Source organism: Subtercola boreus, from assembly GCF_003399635.1.
In the GTDB taxonomy this organism is placed as follows: Bacteria; Actinomycetota; Actinomycetes; order Actinomycetales; family Microbacteriaceae; genus Subtercola; species Subtercola boreus_B.
The window spans coordinates 60074-79554 of record NZ_NBXB01000017.1; the positions used below are offsets into that span (position 1 = coordinate 60074).

At 66.9% G+C, this 19481-nt stretch carries 18 protein-coding genes and 1 tRNA gene; 15 read left to right on the forward strand and 4 right to left on the reverse strand.

The features are described from left to right. Positions 1-16: 16 nt before the first annotated feature. Complete coding sequence (locus B7R22_RS05625; RefSeq protein ID WP_116410806.1) at positions 17-631, reverse strand: acyl-CoA-like ligand-binding transcription factor; 615 nt, start codon at positions 629-631, stop codon at positions 17-19. A gap of 322 nt (positions 632-953) precedes the next feature. Between B7R22_RS05625 and ileS the strand changes: the two genes are divergently transcribed. From ileS to ndk, 4 genes are all read left to right on the forward strand, one after another. Further along, the gene (gene ileS, locus B7R22_RS05630; protein ID WP_116410807.1) at positions 954-4433 is read left to right on the forward strand and encodes an isoleucine--tRNA ligase; all 3480 of its coding nucleotides are present in this window, start codon (positions 954-956) and stop codon (positions 4431-4433) included. Then, the gene (locus tag B7R22_RS05635; protein ID WP_172582230.1) at positions 4426-6084 is read left to right on the forward strand and encodes a bifunctional folylpolyglutamate synthase/dihydrofolate synthase; all 1659 of its coding nucleotides are present in this window, start codon (positions 4426-4428) and stop codon (positions 6082-6084) included. The genes ileS and B7R22_RS05635 overlap by 8 nt, the downstream gene beginning before the upstream one ends. After that, positions 6081-6509: a DUF4233 domain-containing protein gene (locus B7R22_RS05640; RefSeq protein WP_253258902.1), complete on the forward strand. Its 429-nt coding sequence runs from the start codon at positions 6081-6083 to the stop codon at positions 6507-6509. The genes B7R22_RS05635 and B7R22_RS05640 overlap by 4 nt, the downstream gene beginning before the upstream one ends. 87 nt (positions 6510-6596) lie before the next feature. Then, positions 6597-7019: a nucleoside-diphosphate kinase gene (ndk, locus tag B7R22_RS05645; RefSeq protein ID WP_116410808.1), complete on the forward strand. Its 423-nt coding sequence runs from the start codon at positions 6597-6599 to the stop codon at positions 7017-7019. A gap of 492 nt (positions 7020-7511) precedes the next feature. On the opposite strand, the gene B7R22_RS05655 is transcribed toward ndk, so the two are convergent. Further along, the gene (locus B7R22_RS05655) at positions 7512-7832 is read right to left on the reverse strand and encodes a hypothetical protein (RefSeq protein ID WP_116410810.1); all 321 of its coding nucleotides are present in this window, start codon (positions 7830-7832) and stop codon (positions 7512-7514) included. 23 nt (positions 7833-7855) lie between these two features. Continuing rightward, entirely contained in the window at positions 7856-8467 is a 612-nt protein-coding gene (locus B7R22_RS05660; protein WP_116410811.1) for a vitamin K epoxide reductase family protein, read from the reverse strand. Positions 8468-8780: 313 nt separating this feature from the next. On the opposite strand from B7R22_RS05660, the gene B7R22_RS05665 reads away from it, so the two are divergent. After that, on the forward strand, positions 8781-11705 hold the full coding sequence (locus tag B7R22_RS05665) for an Rne/Rng family ribonuclease (protein ID WP_116410812.1): 2925 nt from the start codon (positions 8781-8783) through the stop codon (positions 11703-11705). Between the two features lie 48 nt (positions 11706-11753). Here the strand turns inward: B7R22_RS05665 and B7R22_RS05670 are convergent, their stop codons facing one another. Next, complete coding sequence (locus B7R22_RS05670; protein ID WP_116410813.1) at positions 11754-12029, reverse strand: DUF4031 domain-containing protein; 276 nt, start codon at positions 12027-12029, stop codon at positions 11754-11756. 218 nt (positions 12030-12247) lie between these two features. Between B7R22_RS05670 and rplU the strand changes: the two genes are divergently transcribed. The 10 genes from rplU (at position 12248) to B7R22_RS05720 (ending at position 19461) form a co-directional block, all read left to right on the forward strand. Then, entirely contained in the window at positions 12248-12556 is a 309-nt protein-coding gene (gene rplU / locus B7R22_RS05675; RefSeq protein WP_116410814.1) for a 50S ribosomal protein L21, read from the forward strand. A 16-nt stretch (positions 12557-12572) separates the two neighbouring features. After that, entirely contained in the window at positions 12573-12857 is a 285-nt protein-coding gene (gene rpmA / locus B7R22_RS05680) for a 50S ribosomal protein L27 (RefSeq protein WP_116282462.1), read from the forward strand. A 93-nt stretch (positions 12858-12950) separates the two neighbouring features. Beyond that, on the forward strand, positions 12951-14570 hold the full coding sequence (gene obgE, locus B7R22_RS05685; RefSeq protein WP_116410815.1) for a GTPase ObgE: 1620 nt from the start codon (positions 12951-12953) through the stop codon (positions 14568-14570). Then, positions 14567-15361: a glutamate 5-kinase gene (proB, locus tag B7R22_RS05690; RefSeq protein WP_116410816.1), complete on the forward strand. Its 795-nt coding sequence runs from the start codon at positions 14567-14569 to the stop codon at positions 15359-15361. Before obgE ends, proB begins: the two co-directional genes overlap by 4 nt. 64 nt (positions 15362-15425) lie before the next feature. Then, positions 15426-16700, forward strand: coding sequence for a glutamate-5-semialdehyde dehydrogenase (locus tag B7R22_RS05695; protein WP_116410817.1), 1275 nt, complete (start codon positions 15426-15428; stop codon positions 16698-16700). 55 nt (positions 16701-16755) lie between these two features. Further along, positions 16756-16980 carry a hypothetical protein gene (locus B7R22_RS05700; protein ID WP_116410818.1) on the forward strand — a complete coding sequence of 75 codons (225 nt, stop codon included), beginning with the start codon at positions 16756-16758 and terminating at the stop codon, positions 16978-16980. A gap of 56 nt (positions 16981-17036) precedes the next feature. After that, positions 17037-17657, forward strand: coding sequence for a nicotinate-nucleotide adenylyltransferase (gene nadD / locus B7R22_RS05705; RefSeq protein ID WP_116410819.1), 621 nt, complete (start codon positions 17037-17039; stop codon positions 17655-17657). Then, positions 17654-18886, forward strand: a complete 1233-nt coding sequence (locus B7R22_RS05710; RefSeq protein ID WP_147305317.1) for a hypothetical protein — start codon at positions 17654-17656, stop codon at positions 18884-18886. The genes nadD and B7R22_RS05710 overlap by 4 nt, the downstream gene beginning before the upstream one ends. An 18-nt stretch (positions 18887-18904) precedes the next feature. Beyond that, positions 18905-19270, forward strand: coding sequence for a ribosome silencing factor (gene rsfS, locus B7R22_RS05715; RefSeq protein WP_116282469.1), 366 nt, complete (start codon positions 18905-18907; stop codon positions 19268-19270). Positions 19271-19388: 118 nt separating this feature from the next. Next, positions 19389-19461 (forward strand) — tRNA-Ala (locus B7R22_RS05720). Positions 19462-19481 lie beyond the last annotated feature (20 nt).

Below are 19481 nucleotides of genomic sequence, written 5' to 3' on the forward strand. Positions count from 1 at the left end.
TCGTGCGGCGAATGGCTCAGGCAGCAAAGCCGTCGGCGAGTGCGTCGAGCGCCTTCACCACGAACGGCTCGAGCGATCCGCGAGACGGGCCGGCGGCCGCCCACTCCTGCGTCGCAGCCACGACGGCGCCCGTCACGGCGTACGCGAGGGTACGCGGCCTGAGCGACTCGGGGTCGAGCCCCAGCCGCACGCCCGCGAAGGTCGCGAGGATGCCGGCCCAGCGCGCGAACCGAGCCAGCGCCGACGCCTGCACCTCCGCCACCGATCCGATGAACGGGTACTGCGTGAGGATCCACGGCACGCGCGACGGCCCGAAGTCGCGGGCGACGGCCGTCAGGGCAGAACCCAGCGCGAGGGGGAGGGGAGCATCCAGAGCCTGCTCGTCGAGGCGCCGCTGCAGAACCTCGGATGCCCGGTCGAGGTCACCCCAGAAGACGTCACTCTTGCCGTCGAAGTAGTTGAAGAAGGTCGAGCGACCGACGCCGGCGCGCTGGGTGATCTGCTCGACGGTGGTTCGGGCGTAGGTGTTCTCGAAGAAGAGCTCGAACGCTGCCTCCTCGAGGAGTTCTCGGGACGACGCGCGAGGTCGACCGCGCGCGGGCCGTGCGGTCGTGGCTGACTGCTCGTCCACAGGCGAATCCTCTCGGCAGGTCTATCCACAGCAGCCTATCCACTCGATTCGAGTGTAAGATTGCTCACCAAAGACTATGAACCGGTCATCACCGGGGAGTCGCCGGAAGAACAGTGGTAAGCCTCACAACAGGGGTGCATCGCCCAGTAGAACCAGCCGGGTCTGGCCCGTCACAGCCAAAGAGAGAGCGACCTGACGAGCCTGAACCCGAGAGGGAGAAGGCACAGACGGTAAGCGGGGTGGTACCGCGCCGGAGAGAGCAGAGCTGGCGTCCTCGTGGAACAGGCAGCAGCACACACAGCCGTCCAGGAGACACCAGCACATGACGTATCCCAGAGAGTCACCCGCAGGCGCGGCATTCGGCCTGGATTCGAACAGCATCAGCCCGAGCCCCCGCTTCCCCGCGATCGAAGAGCAGGTGCTCGGCTTCTGGAAGGCAGACGGCACCTTCCGGGCTTCCATCGACCAGCGCGCCGACGCCCCCGAGTGGGTCTTCTACGACGGCCCGCCCTTCGCCAACGGCCTTCCCCACTACGGCCACCTGTTGACCGGGTACGCCAAAGACCTCTTTCCCCGCTTCCAGACCATGCGTGGCAAGCTCGTGCACCGCCGGTTCGGCTGGGACACGCACGGCCTCCCCGCCGAGCTCGAAGCCATGCGCCAGCTCGGCATCACCGAAAAGAGCGAGATCGAGGCGATGGGCATCGCCGAGTTCAATGCGGCGGCCCGGGCATCCGTGCTGCAGTACACCGGTGAGTGGCAGGAGTATGTCACCCGGCAGGCCCGCTGGGTCGACTTCGAGAACGACTACAAGACGCTCGACATCACCTTCATGGAGAGCGTGATCTGGGCCTTCAAACAGCTGCACGACAAAGGTCTCGCCTACGAGGGTTTCCGGGTGCTGCCCTACTGCTGGCACGACGAGACCCCGCTGTCGAACCATGAGCTCCGCATGGACGACGACGTCTACAAGATGCGCCAGGACCAGACTGTCACGGTCACGTTCCCTCTGGTCGGCACGAAGGCCGAGGCGCTCGGCCTCACCGCGGTGCGGGCACTCGCCTGGACGACCACGCCGTGGACGCTGCCCACCAACCTCGCGCTGGCGGTCGGGCCCGACATCACCTACGCCGTGGTGCCCTCGGGCCCGAACGGCACCGCCGATGCCGAGGTGTCGCGGGAGCAGGGCGAACAGGCTCCGGATGCTGCCACCGACGTGCTCAGCATTGATGTACTGAGCGCCGACTATCTCCTGGCCGAAGACCTCGTCGGCAACTACGCCAAGGAGCTCGGCTACGACTCCGCCGAGGCGGCACGGGAGGCCGTCACCCGCACGCTTCGGGGCAGCGAACTCGACGGCGTGCGCTACGACCGGCTATGGGACTACTACGCCGACGTCGAGACGTACGGCACCGAGCACGCCTGGCAGATCCTGGTGGCCGACTATGTCTCCACCACAGAGGGCACCGGCATCGTGCACCAGTCGCCCGCCTACGGCGAGGAAGACCAGAAGATCTGCGAGGCAGCGGGCATCCCCGTGCTCATCTCGGTCGATGAGGGGGCGCGCTTCCTGCCGAACATCACCGAGGTCGCCGGGCTCCAGGTCTTCGAAGCCAACAAGCCGCTGACCCAGCTGCTGAAGGCCCAGGGCCGGCTCCTCCGCCAGGCGAGCTACGAGCACTCCTACCCGCACTGCTGGCGCTGTCGCAATCCGCTGATCTACAAGGCCGTGTCCAGCTGGTTCATCAGGGTCACCGACGTCCGTGGCCGCATGGAGGAGCTCAACCAGCAGATCGAGTGGGTGCCCGAGAACGTCAAGGACGGCCAGTTCGGCAAGTGGGTCTCGAACGCCCGTGACTGGTCGATCTCCCGAAACCGCTACTGGGGTTCGCCGATCCCGGTGTGGAAGAGCGACAATCCCGAGTTCCCGCGGGTGGATGTCTACGGCTCGCTCGACGAGCTCGCCCGCGACTTCGGCGAACTGCCGTTGAACGCCGACGGCCAGCCCGACCTCCACCGCCCCTACATCGACGGCCTGACGCGCCCGAACCCCGACGACCCGAGGGGTGAGTCGACGATGCGCCGCATCGAAGACGTGCTCGACGTCTGGTTCGACAGCGGGTCGATGCCCTTCGCCCAAGTGCACTATCCGTTCGAGAACCACGACTGGTTCGACTCGCACAGCCCCGCCGACTTCATCGTCGAGTACATCGGGCAGACGCGCGGCTGGTTCTACACGATGCACATCCTCTCGACGGCGCTCTTCGACCGGCCTGCGTTCAAGAACGTGATCAGCCACGGCATCGTGCTCGGCAGCGACGGCCAGAAGATGTCGAAGAGCCTCCGCAACTATCCCGACGTGAACGAGGTCTTCGACCGCGACGGCTCGGATGCGATGCGTTGGTTCCTGATGAGTTCACCGGTTCTGCGGGGTGGCAACCTCATCGTGACGGAGGAGGGTATCCGCGAGTCGGTGCGGCAGTTCATCCTGCCGCTCTGGAACACGTACTACTTCTTCACTCTGTACGCGAATGCGGCGGGGGCCACCGGCTACGAGGCCGAATGGCGCACCGACTCGACCGACGTGCTCGACCGTTACCTGCTCGCCAAGACCCGCGAACTCGTCGACGGCGTGACCGACGACCTCGAAGCGCTTGATGCGACGGTGGCCGCCTCCCGGCTCCGCGACTTTGCCGACGTGCTCACGAACTGGTACGTGCGCCGCTCCCGCGACCGCTTCTGGTCAGGCGACGACACACAGGGCTTCGACACGCTCTACACCGTGCTCGAGACGCTCACGAGGCTGTCGGCCCCGCTCATCCCGCTCATCGGCGACCACATCTGGAAGGGTCTCACCGGTGGCCGGAGCGTGCACCTCGAAGACTGGCCGCACGCGAACGCGTTCCCCGAAGACCACGAGCTCGTGGCGACGATGGACCGCATCCGCGCGATCAGTTCCAGTGCGCTCTCCCTCCGCAAGGCGAACGGGCTCCGTGTGCGTCTGCCGCTATCGACCCTGACCGTGGTCACCGAGAATGCCAGCGCGCTCGCGGCGTTCGAGGAGATCCTGCGCGACGAGCTGAACGTCAAGACGGTCTCGTTCGTCGAGCAGTCGCTGACCAGCGCCGCCGATTTCGGCATCACCTCGCGCCTCACCGTGAACGCCCGGGCCGCAGGCCCGCGGCTCGGCAAGCAGGTCCAGCAGGTCATCAAGGCCGCCCGGAGCGGGGACTGGTCGGAGCAGAACGGTGTCGTCACGGCGGGCGGCATCGCGCTCGAGCCCGCCGAGTACGACCTCGTGCTCGAGACGGCTGCTCCGGATGCCGCGGGCGAGACGGGCGCCAGTGCGCTGGCGTTGCTCCCAGGCGGCGGCTTCGCGCTGCTCGACACCACCACGACTCCCGAACTCGAGGCCGAGGGGCTCGCACGGGACGTCATCCGGGCCGTGCAGGAGACCCGGAAGGGTGCAGGGTTCGACGTCAGCGACCGCATCACACTCGACCTGGTGTTCTTCAGCGACGATGATGCAGACGCCGTGCGGAGCGTCGCGGCCGGCGGCTCGGGCAGCAACGCCGGAATCGTCGCCATCGACGAGGAGACCCTCGCCACCCGGTTCACCGTGGTGTCGCCGAAGGACTTCCGCAATCTGGAGCAGTATCGGGATGTTCTGGTCTCAGAATGGATCGGGCGCATGGTGGGCACCCCGCCTGAGCACTTCGCCCGCGTCGAGAAGGGCAGGTACGCCAACAGCGACCTGTTCGTTGTGGCCGTGAGCCGGCCGGAAGGAGTCCGTGATGTCTGATCCCAGGAATCCCGAGGAGGTCGGGGCCGATGGGTTCGAGCCAGGCGCGTTCGGGAGTGGCGAGTCCGAGCGCGATGAGCTGCGCGAGGGTGATGGCGTCCGCGACCAGATCGGCTACGGCGACGATCCGGGCGACGGGGTGCACCGACAGCGTTACGACGACGACGGAACGCTTGACGATGACAATGTCGACGACGACACCGAGGATCCGAGCGAGTTCGAGATGGCCGACGCCTACGACGAGCAGCTCGTGGTGCGGGCCGGCGGCGGCGCGACGATCGGCGAAGACGAACCGGAACTGCCCGACGAATTCGTCGAGCAGGGCGACGAGGTCTATGCCGAGCTGCTGACCCGTCTGGGCGAAGCGGCTCCCGAACCGCGGCTCGGGGCGACCAGGCGTGTGGTGGAACTGCTCGGCGACCCGCACCGGGCCTACCCGATCATCCACATCACTGGAACGAACGGCAAGACGAGCACGAGCCGCATCGCCGAGAGCATCCTGCGGGCCTACGGTCTTCGAACCGGGCTTTTCACAAGCCCCCACCTCGAACGGCTGAACGAACGAATAATGGTCGACGGCCGTCCCATCACGAACGAGGCGCTCGCGGCCAACTGGGCGGACATCCAGCCGTTCCTCGCCATCGTCGATGCCGAACTCACCGATGCCGGCGAGCCCCGCCTCACGTTCTTCGAGGCGCTATCCGTGCTGGCGTTTGCCTCGTTCGCCGACGCTCCCGTCGACGTTGCTGTGATCGAGGTCGGGATGGGCGGCGAGTGGGACTCCACCAATGTCGCCGACGGCCAGGTCGCCGTGTTCACTCCGATCTCGCTCGATCACACCGCCCGCCTCGGCAACACCGTCGCGGAGATCGCCCGCACGAAGTCGGGCATCGTCAAGCCGGCCGCCCAGGTCGTCACCGCGAAGCAGCAGCCGGAGGCGCTTGCCGAGTTGAAGCGCGCCGCCGAGCTGACCGAGTCGACGTTCGTCGTCGAGGGTGGCGGGTTCGAGGTCGTGTCGAGTTCTGTCGCCGTCGGTGGCCAGGTCGTCACAATCAAGGGCATCGCGGGAACCTACAGCGATCTGTTCCTGCCGTTGTACGGCGACCACCAGGCCCAGAACGCGGCCGTCGCTGTCGCTGCGGTCGAATCGTTCCTCGGCGGCGGGTCGACGGCGCTCGTCGAAGACGTGCTCACCGAGGCGTTCAACACGGTGACCTCGCCCGGACGCCTGCAACTCATCGGCACCGAGCCGACAGTGCTGGTGGATGCCGCGCACAACCCGGGCGGAGCCGAGGTGCTCGCGGCGGCGCTGAAGCAGTACTTCACGTTCGACAAGGTCGTGGCGGTGATCAGCATCCTCGCCGACAAGGATGCGGCCGGAATCATCCGTGCCCTCGAACCCGTGGTGACTGAATTCGTCGTCACCCGCTCGTCGTCAGACCGCGCGACAGACGCCGATGAGCTCGCGAGCGTGGTGGTCGGCATTGCCGGCGCCGACCGCGTCGTGGTCGAGCTCGACCCGCGTGAAGCAGCAGCGATCGCCCGGGAATCCGCGGGGGAGTCCGACAAGGGCGCCGTGCTGGTGACCGGGTCGATCACGCTCGTGGGCGAGATCATCACCCTGGCAGCCGACGAGGGCTGGAAGCCGTGACCGAGCCGCTCGAGGTGGGCGGGGTGCCGAACGGGCCTGAGCGGCCCGGGAAGCCCGGCCGTGCGCCGCGCGCGCGTCGCCAGCGGAGCGTGCGCGAGAGCATCTGTTCGATCGTGCTGGGTTTCGAGTCGGTCATCATGTTCCTGGCGACGCTCGCCGTCTTCGGGCTGAAGGCGCTGCCGTGGCCGGTCGCGCTCGGCGGGGGAGCAGCGCTTTGCGTGCTGTTGCTGGCGACCATCCCGCTGCTCAACAGGCCGTTCGGCATCGCCCTCGGCTGGCTGCTGCAGCTGATCATCCTCGCCTCCGCGATCCTGGTGCCGCTGATGCTCATCGTTGCGGTGCTGTTCGGCGGAATGTGGGTGTTCGCCGTGGTCAGGGGTGGCATGATCGATCGCGAGAACGCCCGCCTCGCCCAACTGCACTGACGCCTCGACAGTCCCGGCGCCTCGACTGCCTGGCACCCCGACATTCCTGCTCATCATCCAGACCCTCCACAAGAAAGTAGAACCCCTGTGACTGCAAACGTCGAAGAGACACTCGTTCTGATCAAGCCCGACGGAGTCGCGCGCAACCTGATCGGCGACATCCTGGCCCGCATAGAGGCGAAGGGCTACCAACTCGTCGATGTGAAGCTCTTCGAGCCGTCACGTGTGCTTCTGGCCGCTCACTATGAGGAGCACGAGGGTAAGCCGTTCTACGAACCCCTCATCGAGTTCATGGAGTCGGGCCCGGTGTTCGCTGCGCGTGTCGCCGGCAACCGCGTGATCGAGGGTTTCCGCTCACTCGCCGGCACGACCGACCCCACCGCTGCGGCGCCCGGAACGATCCGCGGCGACCTCGGCCGCGACTGGGGCCTCAAGGTGCAGCAGAACCTCGTGCACGGCAGTGACTCCCCGGAGTCCGCCGCCCGCGAGCTCGCCCTCTGGTTCGACTAGTCACTTATCCTGTCGACTGGCTTTCGCCACCCGAAGATGAGACGGTTCCCCTTCAGCTCGATAAAGAATCCGTCGTCGAACTGAAGCGCGAGAGGCGTCCGATCTCCTTCGACCACGCGAGGACGCAACCCGCTCTGTTCGCCCAGCTCCAAAAGTGTTGCCGTGCTCCACTTCGAGGCCTCCATCCACGCAATCTCGATTGCTGGGCAGAAGGGCAACACGAACGTGGTCGTGCCGGGTGGATCCTCGACCATCACGTAACAGTGGGATGAAGCCCTGCCGACCTGACGCCTGGGATCGCAAGCGATGGCGAATGGGCCCCGCGGGTCGGAAAAGGAAGCGCTGCGCCACGCTCTGTGTTCCGCGACGAAAGACTGCATCGCGGACTTCGTCGCCAGCATACTTTCACTGGCGTTCACAGGATCACTCCCGTGGCACTTTCGACGCCGCATTGAGCCGAGCCTACGGTTTGTTCACCGAGCACTGGGCGGCTCACCTGCTCTTTGCGGCGCCGGCACCGCGTCGCCAGCTGCAATCGACCATTGCAGCACTCAATTTCACTGAGAAGCCGTTCTCGCAGCGAACTTCGATGAGCGAGTTCTCCGACATGATCTGCAAAGGATGGTTGGACCGTTGAGCGTTCCGAGTCACATCTTCACCAGTGGAGATGCGGCCGATCCACTCGATCAATCGCGGGTCGAGCAGCGGATACTGCAGCGGTGCAAGGGTCGGTTCGAGAAGGAGCATCTCGACGGAACCGGCGGCCTGGGAGACGAACCTGTCTGCGCATTCGTCGAAGATGTCTCGAAGCATCCTCCCAGTTTAGCGAAGAATGCTCAGCTATTGGTGAGTGAGGCGATGACGTCGAGCCGCAGCTGGGCCAGCACGGCCACCACGAGGTACGAGACGATCACGAAGAGCCAGAGGAACGGGAAGAACAGCCGCGCAATGCTCCGCACCCCGGCCGGCGCGGGGATGTTGCCCTCGCGGAGGTTGTACACGGTCACGTACCAGAACAGCGGGATGACCATCGTCCAGACCACCATGCAGTAGGGGCAGAGCGTGCCCAGAACGAAGATGCTCTGGCCGATCAGCCAGATGACGAACACCAGGGCGAAGACGATGCCGAGGTTGAAGAGCATCCAGAACCAGCGGGCGAACGTTGCACCTGCAAGGATCCCGACTCCCACGACGATCACCGCGATGAAGCACGCGACTCCGATGAGGGGGTTCGGGAAGCCGAAGAGCGACCCCTGCGGGCTGGCCATGTTCGGGCCGCAGCTGACCAACACCGAGATGTTGCACGACGGCACGTAGTTCGGGTTGACCAGGGTCTCGATCTTCTCGAGAGTGAGGGCGAAGGAGGCGATCCAGCCGATCAGCCCGGCGATCACGAGGAAGACGGCGAGCCCCACAGGACGCCGCGTGGGCAGGGTTTCTTCGATCACTGTGGCATTCTGCCACACGCCCCAACCGCCCTCTCTGGGAATGCGTGCGATAATGGCAGCATGTCTTCCGGGCCGCGCCCGGTACGACAGCACAACATGCGCTCAGTTGCGCAAAAAGTTTGCCGGGCCACCTGAAGAAGGTGGAACGGAGCATCACCAGGAGCACGAAGAACCCGTCCAGAGCTGAAGCCGGACGGTTCGCGTGAAGGATTTGCGGTACCGAAGACGGGGAAGTCTCACCGGAAGCGGGGCCGCACGAGAGAGTACCCGGCGGGTGGCGCGGTCACCCAGCCCGGCTAGGAGTGCACCAGAAATGGTGGAAGACAACCAACCGGTCAAACGACGCTCCCGCCTGTTCGGCGGGCGCAGGTCAGCCAAGAAGGCAGCAGAGCTGACACAGCCCGACTCTGCCTCCGGCGTTCCCGCCGCGTCCGAAACCGCGTCGCCAGAGGTGCGGCCGACCCAGTCGGCCCCGACCCAGACGACGCAGCCCCGGACAGCACTGACCCAGACAGCGCCAGCCCAGACAGCACCGACCCAGACAGCGTCGGCCCCCTCAGCGGCGGCCGCAACAGATGTGAAGGTCCCCATGACAGATTCGAACGAACCCAACGAGCCCTGGCTCGAACCCGAACTCGGCCAGGCTCCGGCCGCTCCGAGCCAGCCGGTGCCGCGCACCACGACGTCGCTGCTGTTCCAGGCACCCGACATCCAGTTGCTCCCACCCCGCCCGGGGCGCGAGCGCGACGACGACTGGGACCGCGACGATCGGGGCCGAGACGATCGCGACCGGAACGACCGGGACAGCGGGGATGCCGGCGACAGGGATGATCGGGGTGGCGACCGCGCCGACACCACCGTTCGCCGCCGCACCCGCAGGCGGAGCGGTGACGAGAGCCGGCTGCCCGACGATCTGCCGCCGAACACTGTCGTCAAGGTGCGTCCGCCTCGCCAGCAGGCGCCCGCCGCCGAGCTGATAACCGAGCCCCAGCGCATCAAGGGCTCGACCCGGCTCGAGGCGAAGAAGCAGCGCCGCCGCGACGGCCGTGACGCCGGCCGTCGACGCCCGGTCATCACCGAAGCCGAGTTCCTGGCCCGCCGCGAGTCCGTCGACCGCTCGATGATCGTGCGCTCGGCGCACGATCGCATCCAGATCGGCGTTCTCGAAGACGGCGTGCTGGTCGAGCACTACGTGGCGAAGGCGCAGGACGCCTCGCTCATCGGCAACGTGTACCTCGGCCGCGTGCAGAACGTGCTGCCGAGCATGGAGGCGGCCTTCGTCGACATCGGACGCGGCCGGAACGCTGTGCTCTACTCGGGCGAGGTCGACTGGGACGCCGCCGACACCGGAAACCAGCCCCGCCGCATCGAGCTCGCGCTGAAGCCCGGCGACACGGTTCTCGTGCAGGTCACGAAAGACCCCGTGGGACACAAGGGCGCCCGCCTCACCAGCCAGCTCTCGCTGCCCGGCCGCTACCTCGTGTACGTTCCGAACGGCAACATGAACGGCATCTCGCGGAAGCTCCCCGACACCGAGCGCGCACGCCTCAAGAAAATCCTCAAGGAGGTTCTTCCCGACAATGTGGGCGTGATCGTCCGCACCGCGGCCGAGGGCGCCACCGAGGAGCAGCTCACGCTCGACGTGCAGCGGCTCATCGAGCAGTGGTCCTCCATCAGCGACAAGGTGAAGTCCCTGCAGTCGCCCGCGCTGCTGCACGGCGAGCCCGACCTGCTGGTGAAGATCATCCGCGACGTCTTCAACGAGGACTTCGGCAAACTCGTCATCAGCGGGTCGGATGCCCAGGCCACGATCGAGACCTACCTCGCGCAGGTGGCACCGGATCTGGTCGACCGCATCGACATCTTCGACGGCGAAGGCGATCCGTTCGACCGGTTCCGCATCAACGAGCAGATCGAGAAGGCGCTCGACCGCAAGGTCTGGCTGCCCTCCGGCGGTTCCCTCGTGATCGACCGCACCGAGGCCATGACCGTTGTCGACGTCAACACCGGCAAGTTCGTCGGTTCAGGCGGAAACCTCGAGGAGACCGTCACGAAGAACAACCTGGAGGCGGCCGAGGAGGTCGTTCGCCAGATGCGCCTCCGCGACATCGGCGGCATCATCGTGGTCGACTTCATCGACATGGTGCTCGAATCCAACCGGGACCTCGTGCTGCGCCGGCTCGTCGAATGCCTGAGCCGCGACCGCACCAAGCACCAGGTGGCAGAGGTCACCTCACTCGGCCTCGTGCAGATGACCCGCAAGAAGCTGGGGCTCGGCCTCCTCGAGTCATTCAGTGAGCCCTGCGAGGTGTGTGCGGGCCGGGGTGTGATCGTGCACCACGATCCCACGTCGAAGCATCGCCAGACCCAGACCCCGCAGCCTGAACAGCGCCGCGGACGAAAGGGTGGCCAGAATTCGAACGGCAGCAACAACGGTGGTGGCAACGGCAACGGCAACGGCAATGGCAACGGTTCGGGTAGCGGCTCGAACGGTGGCAACGGGGGCAACGGTTCGGCGAACGGATCCGCCTTCGGCAACGGAACCTCGAACGGATCGCACCCCGCCGGCGTGACCCACAGCATCACCCCGGCCGCGCAGACCGCTCTGGCGAAGATCGCCGCCAGCACCATTGCGTCGGCTGCGGGGCAGAAGCCCGCCGTCGACGTGACGCTGGCCGACTCTGCTGCCGTCGCAGAAGCGGCGCTCCAGGGAACTCTGCCCACGACGGAAGCCGTCGGATCCGAACCCGGTGTCGGCGCCTTCGGTGAGACCGTCGACACGGCCGAGGCCGAGACGTCGCAGCGCTCCCGCCGGAGCTCCAGGCGCTCCCGGAGCCAGCGTGCCGCCGCAAGTGCGGAGGCCGCGAACGAGGATCGGGCAACCGTCGAGGGCGCTGTGCGCGGCCCGGCGGACGAAGCGGTGGCAGCCCCTGAGCTCACGGCGCCTGAGCTGACCGCCCCCGAGCCCACTCCTGCCGTTTCGCCGGAGAAGGCCTCCACGGTGACTGAGCTGCCCGAATCGGACGAGACGCCGGACGCCGCCCTCGAACTGCCGATCATCGACCTTCCGTCGCCGCCCCGGGCGCCCCAGCGCGCCAAGCGCGAGGACGCCGCCAGGCTCCTCGACTCGGTGCTCGAGGCGCTTCCGGAGCCCAAGCAGCCCGGCCAGGGTCGCTCGAGGAGCCGGCGCGTCTCGACGGCGGCGCTCAGCGCTCCGGTCACGGCGGAGGGCGAGTAGCGCCCCGCTCCGCCGACGTCTCTGCTGGCCGGCGGCTGTGCCCGCCGCTCAGCGGTGCTGGGTACGATCCTTCGCGATCACCCGCAGCCCGCTGGAGCGGAGCGCCACCACGATCTCCCGCATGGTGGCCGGCTGCGCGCCGGCCGCAACGAGTTCGACGTAGCGCGCGGCGGGCACGTCGTAGTGGTCCAGATCGAAACCGCGTCGCGGGATTCCGGCCGCTGCCGCGAAGGCGTGCAGCTCGGCCAGCGAGGAGTCGCTCACGAGGTGCGACCAGAGCGTGTCGTGCGCGGGCCAGCGCGGCAGATCGATCAGCACGGTCATCCAGCAAGCCTACAAACCCCGGCCGTGTAGAATGCAGAAGCGGACACACCGGCTGCGTTTGACCCGGCGCGTGCTACGAAGTAAAGTAGACCGTTGGTGCGTGCTGGCTCTGCCCGCGCACAGTCACTGGGACTTTCCAGAAGCTTTCAATGAATATCAAGGGTGCAGGCCAACCACTGGTTGGGGCGCAGTCGCCGAGTAGAGAATAGGTATGTGAAGTGGTTTACGCAGTTGTGCGCGCCGGTGGCCGCCAGGAGAAGGTAGAGGTCGGCACAATCGTCACCCTCGACCGCATCAAGGGCGACAAAGAAGGCAACATCCAGCTGGCAGCGGTGTTGCTGGTCGACGGTTCGACGATCACGTCCGACTCGACCAAGCTCGCCAAGGTCAAGGTCACCGCTGAGGTCCTCGAAGACCTCCGTGGCCCGAAGATCGTCATCCAGAAGTTCAAGAACAAGACCGGATACAAGAAGCGCCAGGGCCACCGCCAGGAGCTCACTCGTGTCAAGGTCACCACGATCAAGTAAGGGCAGGTAGACACTCATGGCACACAAAAAAGGCGCGAGTTCCACTCGCAACGGTCGTGACTCCAACGCTCAGCGCCTCGGCGTGAAGCGCTTCGGCGGTCAGGTCGTCTCGGCCGGCGAGATCATCGTCCGCCAGCGCGGCACCCACTTCCACCCCGGCGTGAACGTCGGCCGTGGCGGCGACGACACGCTGTTCGCCCTCGCCGCAGGTTCGGTCGAGTTCGGCAACAAGGGTGGCCGCAAAGTCATCAACATCGTCGTGCCGGTTGTCGCAACCGAGCCCGTCGCGGTGCCTGCCTAGTCAGGTACCTCATGTTTCGGCAGGGGCGGGCTTCGGCTCGCCCCTGTTTTTTCGTTAGACGCGACGAAGGTCGCACCATCGTAAGGAGTGCAAATGGCAACGTTTGTTGACCAGGTAACCCTCCATCTGCGTGCCGGCAACGGCGGCAACGGTTGTGTGTCGATCAAGCGCGAGAAGTTCAAGCCGCTGGCCGGACCTGACGGCGGCAACGGCGGCAACGGGGGCGACATCGTTCTCGTCAGCGACCCGCAGACCACGACCATCCTCGACTTCCACCGTCGTCCGCACCGGAGCTCCGAGAACGGCGGCCCCGGTGCGGGAGATCACAAGAGTGGTTTCACGAGCGAGGAGATGGTGCTGAGCGTGCCCGTCGGCACCGTCGTCAAGAATGCCGAGGGTGAGACCCTCGTCGACATGGACGAGCCGGGCATCCGCATCATCGTCGCGCCCGGCGGACAGGGCGGGCTCGGCAACGCGGCCCTCTCGTCCAGCAAGCGCAAGGCTCCCGGGTTCGCCCTGCTGGGCACGCCCGGCTGGGAGGGTGACGTCTTCCTCGAGTTGAAGACGGTCGCCGATGTCGCGCTGGTGGGATACCCGTCCGCTGGCAAGTCGAGCCTCGTCGCCGCGATGTCCGCGGCCAAGCCGAAGATCGCCGACTACCCCTTCACGACACTGCACCCGAACCTCGGAGTCGTGCAGGCCGGGGAGACCCGTTACACGATCGCCGACGTGCCCGGCCTCATCGAGGGTGCGAGCGAGGGCAAGGGCCTCGGCCTCGAGTTCCTCCGCCACGTCGAACGGTGCAGCGCCCTGCTGCACGTTCTCGACTGCGCGACGCTCGAGCCCGGCCGCGACCCACTCAGCGACCTCGACATCATCCTGGCCGAGCTTGCCGCGTACCCGGTTCCGGATGGCCAGCTGCCGTTGCTCGACCGGCCGCAGCTGATCGCGCTGAACAAGATCGACGTGCCGGAGGGCCGCGAACTCGCGGACTTCGTGCGCCCCGACCTCGAGGCCCGCGGCTACCGCGTCTTCGAGATCTCGACGGTGAGCCACGAAGGACTGCAGCCGCTGTCGTTCGCGCTGGCCGGCGTGGTCGAGACCAGCCGCGCAGAGGCCGCCACCGAGGCCGCCAAGCCTCGGATCGTCATCCGGCCGAAGGCTGTCGACGATGCCGACTTCCGGGTGGTCGTGGAGGGCGGCTCGTTCGGCAACGTCTACCGCGTGCTGGGCGGCAAGCCTGAGCGCTGGGTCGCCCAGACGGACTTCACGAACGAGGAGGCGATCGGCTTCCTCGCGGACCGGCTCGCGAAGCTCGGTGTCGAAGACGAGTTGTTCCGTGCCGGTGCAGTCGGCGGATCCACCGTCGTCATCGGCCCGGGCAACGGCATCATCTTCGACTGGGAGCCCACCCTCACATCGACGGCCGAGCTCGTCACCGCCCCGCGTGGAACCGACGCGCGCCTCGACCCGAACAACCGCCGCACGAACCAGACCCGTCGCCAGCGCTATGTGGAGCTGATGGATGCGAAGGCCGCGGCCCGCGCCGAGCTCGTGCGGGAGAAGGAGGCCGGACTCTGGGGTGACGAGGAGGCCGACGGCCTGACCGAGCCCGACTTCGACACCGCGGTGGACGGGTCGGGTACGCCGGCGCCGTCGGGTGCGTCGGGCTCCGCGGGTTCAGCGGGTTCCGCCTCCGGGGAGCGCGAGTGAGCCGAGGCTCCATCCGCTCCCGGGAGGAGATCCGTGAGGCGGCGCGCGTCGTCGTGAAGGTCGGGTCGTCGTCGATCACCGGAGCGAACACCGAGCACATCGCCGTGCTGGTCGCCGCGCTCGCCGAGCTCCACGGTCGGGGCACGGAAGTCATCCTGGTCTCATCGGGCGCCATCGCGACGGGCATGCCCTTCCTGCAGCTCGACGATCGTCCGACCGATCTCGCGACCCAGCAGGCGGCCGCCGCTGTGGGGCAGAACCTTCTCATCTACCGCTACCAGGATGCGCTGAGGCCGTTCAGTATCGTGGCAGGCCAGGTTCTGCTCACCGCTGGCGATCTTGAGAACCCCAGCCATCGCAGCAACGCTCAGCGCGCGATGGAGCGGCTGCTGAAGCTCCGGATCCTTCCGATCGTGAACGAGAACGACACCGTGGCGACGCAGGAGATCCGGTTCGGAGACAACGACCGGCTCGCCGCTCTCGTCTCGGTGCTGGTGAAGGCCGACGTGCTGGTGCTGCTCTCCGACGTGGATGCGCTGTACACCCGCCCTCCCTCGGAGCCGGGCGCCGTCAGGATCGTGGACGTGCCGGTCGGCGATCTGCTCGCCGATGTCACGTTCGGCGACGTCGGCGCGGCGGGCGTCGGAACCGGGGGAGCGGCGACGAAGGTCTCTGCCGCCCGGCTGGCAGCGGATGCCGGCACGGCCGTGCTCGTGACCTCGGCCACCCTCGTGACAGAGGCCCTGGCCGGGCATCCGGTCGGCACGTTCTTCACACCGGCGGCCTCGTAGGAGTTGTCCACAGATTCTGGTGGCTCCGGCCGGCTGGCGGGAGGGGAGTCCTAGAATCGTGAGCATGGCCAACACCACACTCGACGCACCCCCGCTCTCGTCGCTCACCGACCGTCTCGTCGCGGCCCGTGCCGCGTCGCTCGCGCTCGCGACGGCGACAGCCGATGTGAAGAACAGGGCCCTCGAAGCCATCTCCCGGGCCGTCGCCGGAGGCGCCGCCGAGATACTGCCGGCGAATGCGCTCGATCTCGGCAACGGCCGGGAGAACGGCCTCACGACGGCGCTTCAGGACAGGCTCTCGCTCAGTGAGTCCCGGCTCGGGGCCCTCTCGGCGGCCGTGCTCGAGATTGTCGGTCTGGTCGACCCCGTCGGTGAGACGGTTCGCGGCCGGGTGCTGCCGAACGGTATCCGCATCGACCAGGTACGCGTGCCGTTCGGCGTCGTCGGGGTCATCTACGAGGCCCGGCCCAACGTCACGGTCGATATCGCCGCGCTCGCGCTGAAGAGTGGCAACGCCGTCGTGCTCCGCGGTGGGTCGGCGGCCGAGAACACCAATCGTGTGCTCGTGGGGCTGATCCAGGATGCCCTGGCCTCCGTCGGGCTTCCCCGGGAGTGCGTGCAGACCATCGACGAGTTCGGGCGGGCAGGAGCCCACGAGCTGATGCAGGCCAGAGGCTTGGTCGACGTGCTGATCCCGCGGGGCAGCGCCTCGCTCATCAACAAGGTGGTCGCGGAGTCGAAGGTGCCGGTCATCGAGACCGGGGCGGGTGTCGTGCACGTGTTCCTCGATGAGAGCGCCGACGAGACGTGGTCGGTCGACATCGTGCAGAACGCCAAGGTGCAGCGGCCGAGCGTCTGCAACGCTCTCGAGACCCTCCTCGTTCACAGGGGTTCTGCGGCCAGGCTGCTGCCGCCGGTGCTCGCGCGGTTGCGGGCCGACGGGGTGGTCATCCACGCCGACAACGAGGCGCGCGCCCTCTTCCCCGACTCCGTCGCCGCCACCGAGGAGGACTGGCAGACCGAGTACATGAGCCTCGACCTCTCGGTGCGGGTGGTCTCCGACATCGACGAGGCGATGGAGCACATCCGCCGGTATTCGACGCACCACACGGAGTCGATCATCACGAACGACCTCTCACACGCGGAACGGTTCCTGAACGAGGTCGACTCTGCGGCGGTGATGGTGAATGCGTCCACCCGGTTCACCGACGGCGGCGAGTTCGGCTTCGGGGCGGAGGTCGGCATCTCCACCCAGAAGCTGCACGCCCGGGGTCCGATGGGACTGCCCGAGCTGACGAGCACGAAGTGGCTCGTGCGTGGTTCCGGACAGATCCGCTGAGACGGGTAGTCTTGTGCTGTGGCCTTCCGGGCCGCACGAATGATCAGGAGAATCAATGTCCGTCGTAGCGAGCGCCATCGTGCTTTCCGAAGAGGCCGTCAACCACCTGCCCTTCCCCGGCGTCTTCTTCGGGCTCATCGCCTTCGCGATCTTCCTGGTCGCCGGCTTCGTCATGTGGAGCTACCGCGACGTCGCCAACCGCCACCCGCAGAAGTCCGCGGCGTTCGCGCAGTCGCACGACCTGCACGGTCACGGTGACCGCACCGGCGCCGACCACTGACGCTTGCCGACGCCTGCCAGCGCCCCGGCCCTCCGACGAATCACCGCGCCACGTTCATGACCGTTGCTCCCGAGGTGACTCCCGGCCAGCCCAGGCGGCCGCGCATCGGCATCATGGGCGGCACGTTCGACCCGATCCACCACGGCCATCTCGTCGCCGCCAGTGAGGCCGCGCAGTTCTTCGACCTCGATACCGTGCTGTTCGTACCCACCGGGTCGCCCTGGCAGAAGACCGATGTGACGGAGGCCGAGCACCGGTATCTGATGACGGTGATCGCCACGGCATCCAATCCCCGCTTCACGGTGAGCCGGGTGGACATCGACCGAGGTGGGCCCACTTACACGATCGACACGCTTCGTGACCTGAAGGAGGCGAACCCCGATGCTGACCTCTTCTTCATCTCCGGGGCCGATGCCATCGCGCAGATCCTCGGCTGGAAAGACAGCGAAGAGCTGTGGTCGCTCGCCCACTTCGTAGCAGTTTCGCGGCCTGGGCACACCCTGGCCATTTCCGCTTTGCCGCGACAGGACGTAAGCTATTTGGAAGTTCCGGCGCTCGCCATATCGTCCACTGACTGTCGTGGGCGGGTAGGCCGGGGATTCCCAGTGTGGTACTTGGTACCCGACGGTGTAGTTCAGTACATCACCAAGCATCACCTATATCGGAGTGTTGAATGACTGTGCCTCACGACGAGCAGCCGCTGACTCGGCGTGCGCTCCGTGAACTCGAGCGCCAAAAACCGCGCAAGCAGCAGAAAGAAGACGCGAAGGCCGCCGAAGAGGCGGATGCCGAGCGCCGCGCTGCTGCTACGGCTGCTGCCACAGACGCTCCCGTTGCAACGCCCGAACCGACGACCGAGCCCGACTCGGTGCCAGCTGAGCCTGGGGTGTCCGCTCCGGTAACCGACTCTGTCGATGTCGTTCCCTTCGCTCCGGCGACCCCCGCCGGCGCCGCCCCGTCGCTCAGCCGTCGCGCCCGTCGCGTGGTCTCCGTCGATCACCCGTTCGCCGAGCAGCACGCCGCCGGCTCGCAGGATGCGGCTGGCGCTGGGGATGCCGACAGGGGCGAGGCCCAGCCCGAAGCTCAAGCCGAAGCCCCCTCGAGCCCGACGACCGGCCCGATCATCGCTGAGATCATCCCCGAAGCACCCGAAACGAACAGTATCGAGATCGTTCCGACGGGCTCCGTGGAGACGATCGAAGACACCCGCGGTGACTCGTCAGGGTCCGGTTTCTCAGAAGACACCAGCGAGGTGGCCGTTCCTGTCGAAGAACTGATCGTGGTCGACCCATCGGTCGATGAAGAGGTGGCAACCCAGGAGGACGAGGAGTTCGCCGAGATCGACGACACCGTCGCTCCCGAGGCGGTGCATGTCATCACGATCGACGAGAACCCGTCAGGCCCGATCCTCTCGCCGCTGTTCCCGAAGTCCGACGAACGGGCACGCGAGGTGGACGCCGCTCGGGCACAGTCCCCGTTCGACGCCCTGATCGCCACCCGCGGCGTCGGTTCCTCGAACAGTGTCTCCACCACAAGCGCACTCGTGCTTCCGTCCGTGCCCCACCACGGCGACGTCGGCACAGCGCTCGACGAAACCGGTGAGGTCATCATCACCGGTTCGATCGACCTCCCCATGAGTCTCGGTTCGATGGGCGCGGCTCCGGCCGACGGCCTCGAGTCCTCCGAGCTCGACGCCTACCTCGACCCCGACGGCGACGTCGGGTCGGATGTCGCACCCGTCAGCGCGAGTCGCGCCGTCAGCACCCACGGTGCGAGCTCGGGCCTGATCGCGCCCCCCAAGCGCAGCCGGGCAAACGCCCCCGTGATCCTCATGGTGACGGCCGGTGTGCTGGCCGTCGGAGTGGTCGGGCTCCTCGTGGCCGTCTTCGCCCTCAGAATCTTCTAACCGTCAGGTAACCCCTTTTTGACTGCAACCGACCGTTCCCTCGAACTGACCCGCATCGCCGCACGCGCGGCCGACTCGAAGCAGGCTGAGAACCTCGTCGCCCTCGACGTGACCGGCCCTCTTCCCCTCACCGACGTCTTCCTGATCGCCTCGGGCCGCAATGAACCCAACGTGCGCGCCATAGCCGAGGAGATCATCGAGAAGGTCGAGGAGTCCGGTGCGAAGCTCCTGCGTCGAGAGGGCCTCTCCGAAGGTCGCTGGGTGCTGCTCGACTTCGGCGATGTGATCGTGCACGTCTTCCACGACGAGGACCGCCTGTACTACTCTCTCGAACGGCTCTGGAAGGACTGCCCGGTCGTTCCGCTCACGGTGTCGGTCACCTAGGTTCCGGATGCCCGCCCGCTGCGCTTTCGAAACTGTCTCGGTTTCGTACCGGGCTCGGCGTGTAGTAGTCTAGGCAAGTTGTTTGAAGCAGAACCCCCGGGTTCTGGGCCAGACATGAGGGGCTGTGGCGCAGTTGGTAGCGCACCTGCATGGCATGCAGGGGGTCAGGGGTTCGAATCCCCTCAGCTCCACCGGACCGAAGATGGTCCAC

What these genes read in the sequence shown, in the direction of transcription:
- B7R22_RS05700 (WP_116410818.1), top strand. Translation starts at nt 16,756, where the DNA reads ATGTCCGTCGTAGCGAGCGCCATCGTGCTTTCCGAAGAGGCCGTCAAC.
- B7R22_RS05655 (WP_116410810.1), bottom strand. Translation starts at nt 7,832, where the DNA reads ATGCTTCGAGACATCTTCGACGAATGCGCAGACAGGTTCGTCTCCCAG.
- B7R22_RS05670 (WP_116410813.1), bottom strand. Translation starts at nt 12,029, where the DNA reads ATGACCGTGCTGATCGATCTGCCGCGCTGGCCCGCGCACGACACGCTC.
- rpmA (WP_116282462.1), top strand. Translation starts at nt 12,573, where the DNA reads ATGGCACACAAAAAAGGCGCGAGTTCCACTCGCAACGGTCGTGACTCC.
- obgE (WP_116410815.1), top strand. Translation starts at nt 12,951, where the DNA reads ATGGCAACGTTTGTTGACCAGGTAACCCTCCATCTGCGTGCCGGCAAC.
- nadD (WP_116410819.1), top strand. Translation starts at nt 17,037, where the DNA reads ATGACCGTTGCTCCCGAGGTGACTCCCGGCCAGCCCAGGCGGCCGCGC.
- B7R22_RS05635 (WP_172582230.1), top strand. Translation starts at nt 4,426, where the DNA reads ATGTCTGATCCCAGGAATCCCGAGGAGGTCGGGGCCGATGGGTTCGAG.
- ileS (WP_116410807.1), top strand. Translation starts at nt 954, where the DNA reads ATGACGTATCCCAGAGAGTCACCCGCAGGCGCGGCATTCGGCCTGGAT.
- B7R22_RS05695 (WP_116410817.1), top strand. Translation starts at nt 15,426, where the DNA reads ATGGCCAACACCACACTCGACGCACCCCCGCTCTCGTCGCTCACCGAC.
- B7R22_RS05665 (WP_116410812.1), top strand. Translation starts at nt 8,781, where the DNA reads ATGGTGGAAGACAACCAACCGGTCAAACGACGCTCCCGCCTGTTCGGC.
- B7R22_RS05710 (WP_147305317.1), top strand. Translation starts at nt 17,654, where the DNA reads ATGACTGTGCCTCACGACGAGCAGCCGCTGACTCGGCGTGCGCTCCGT.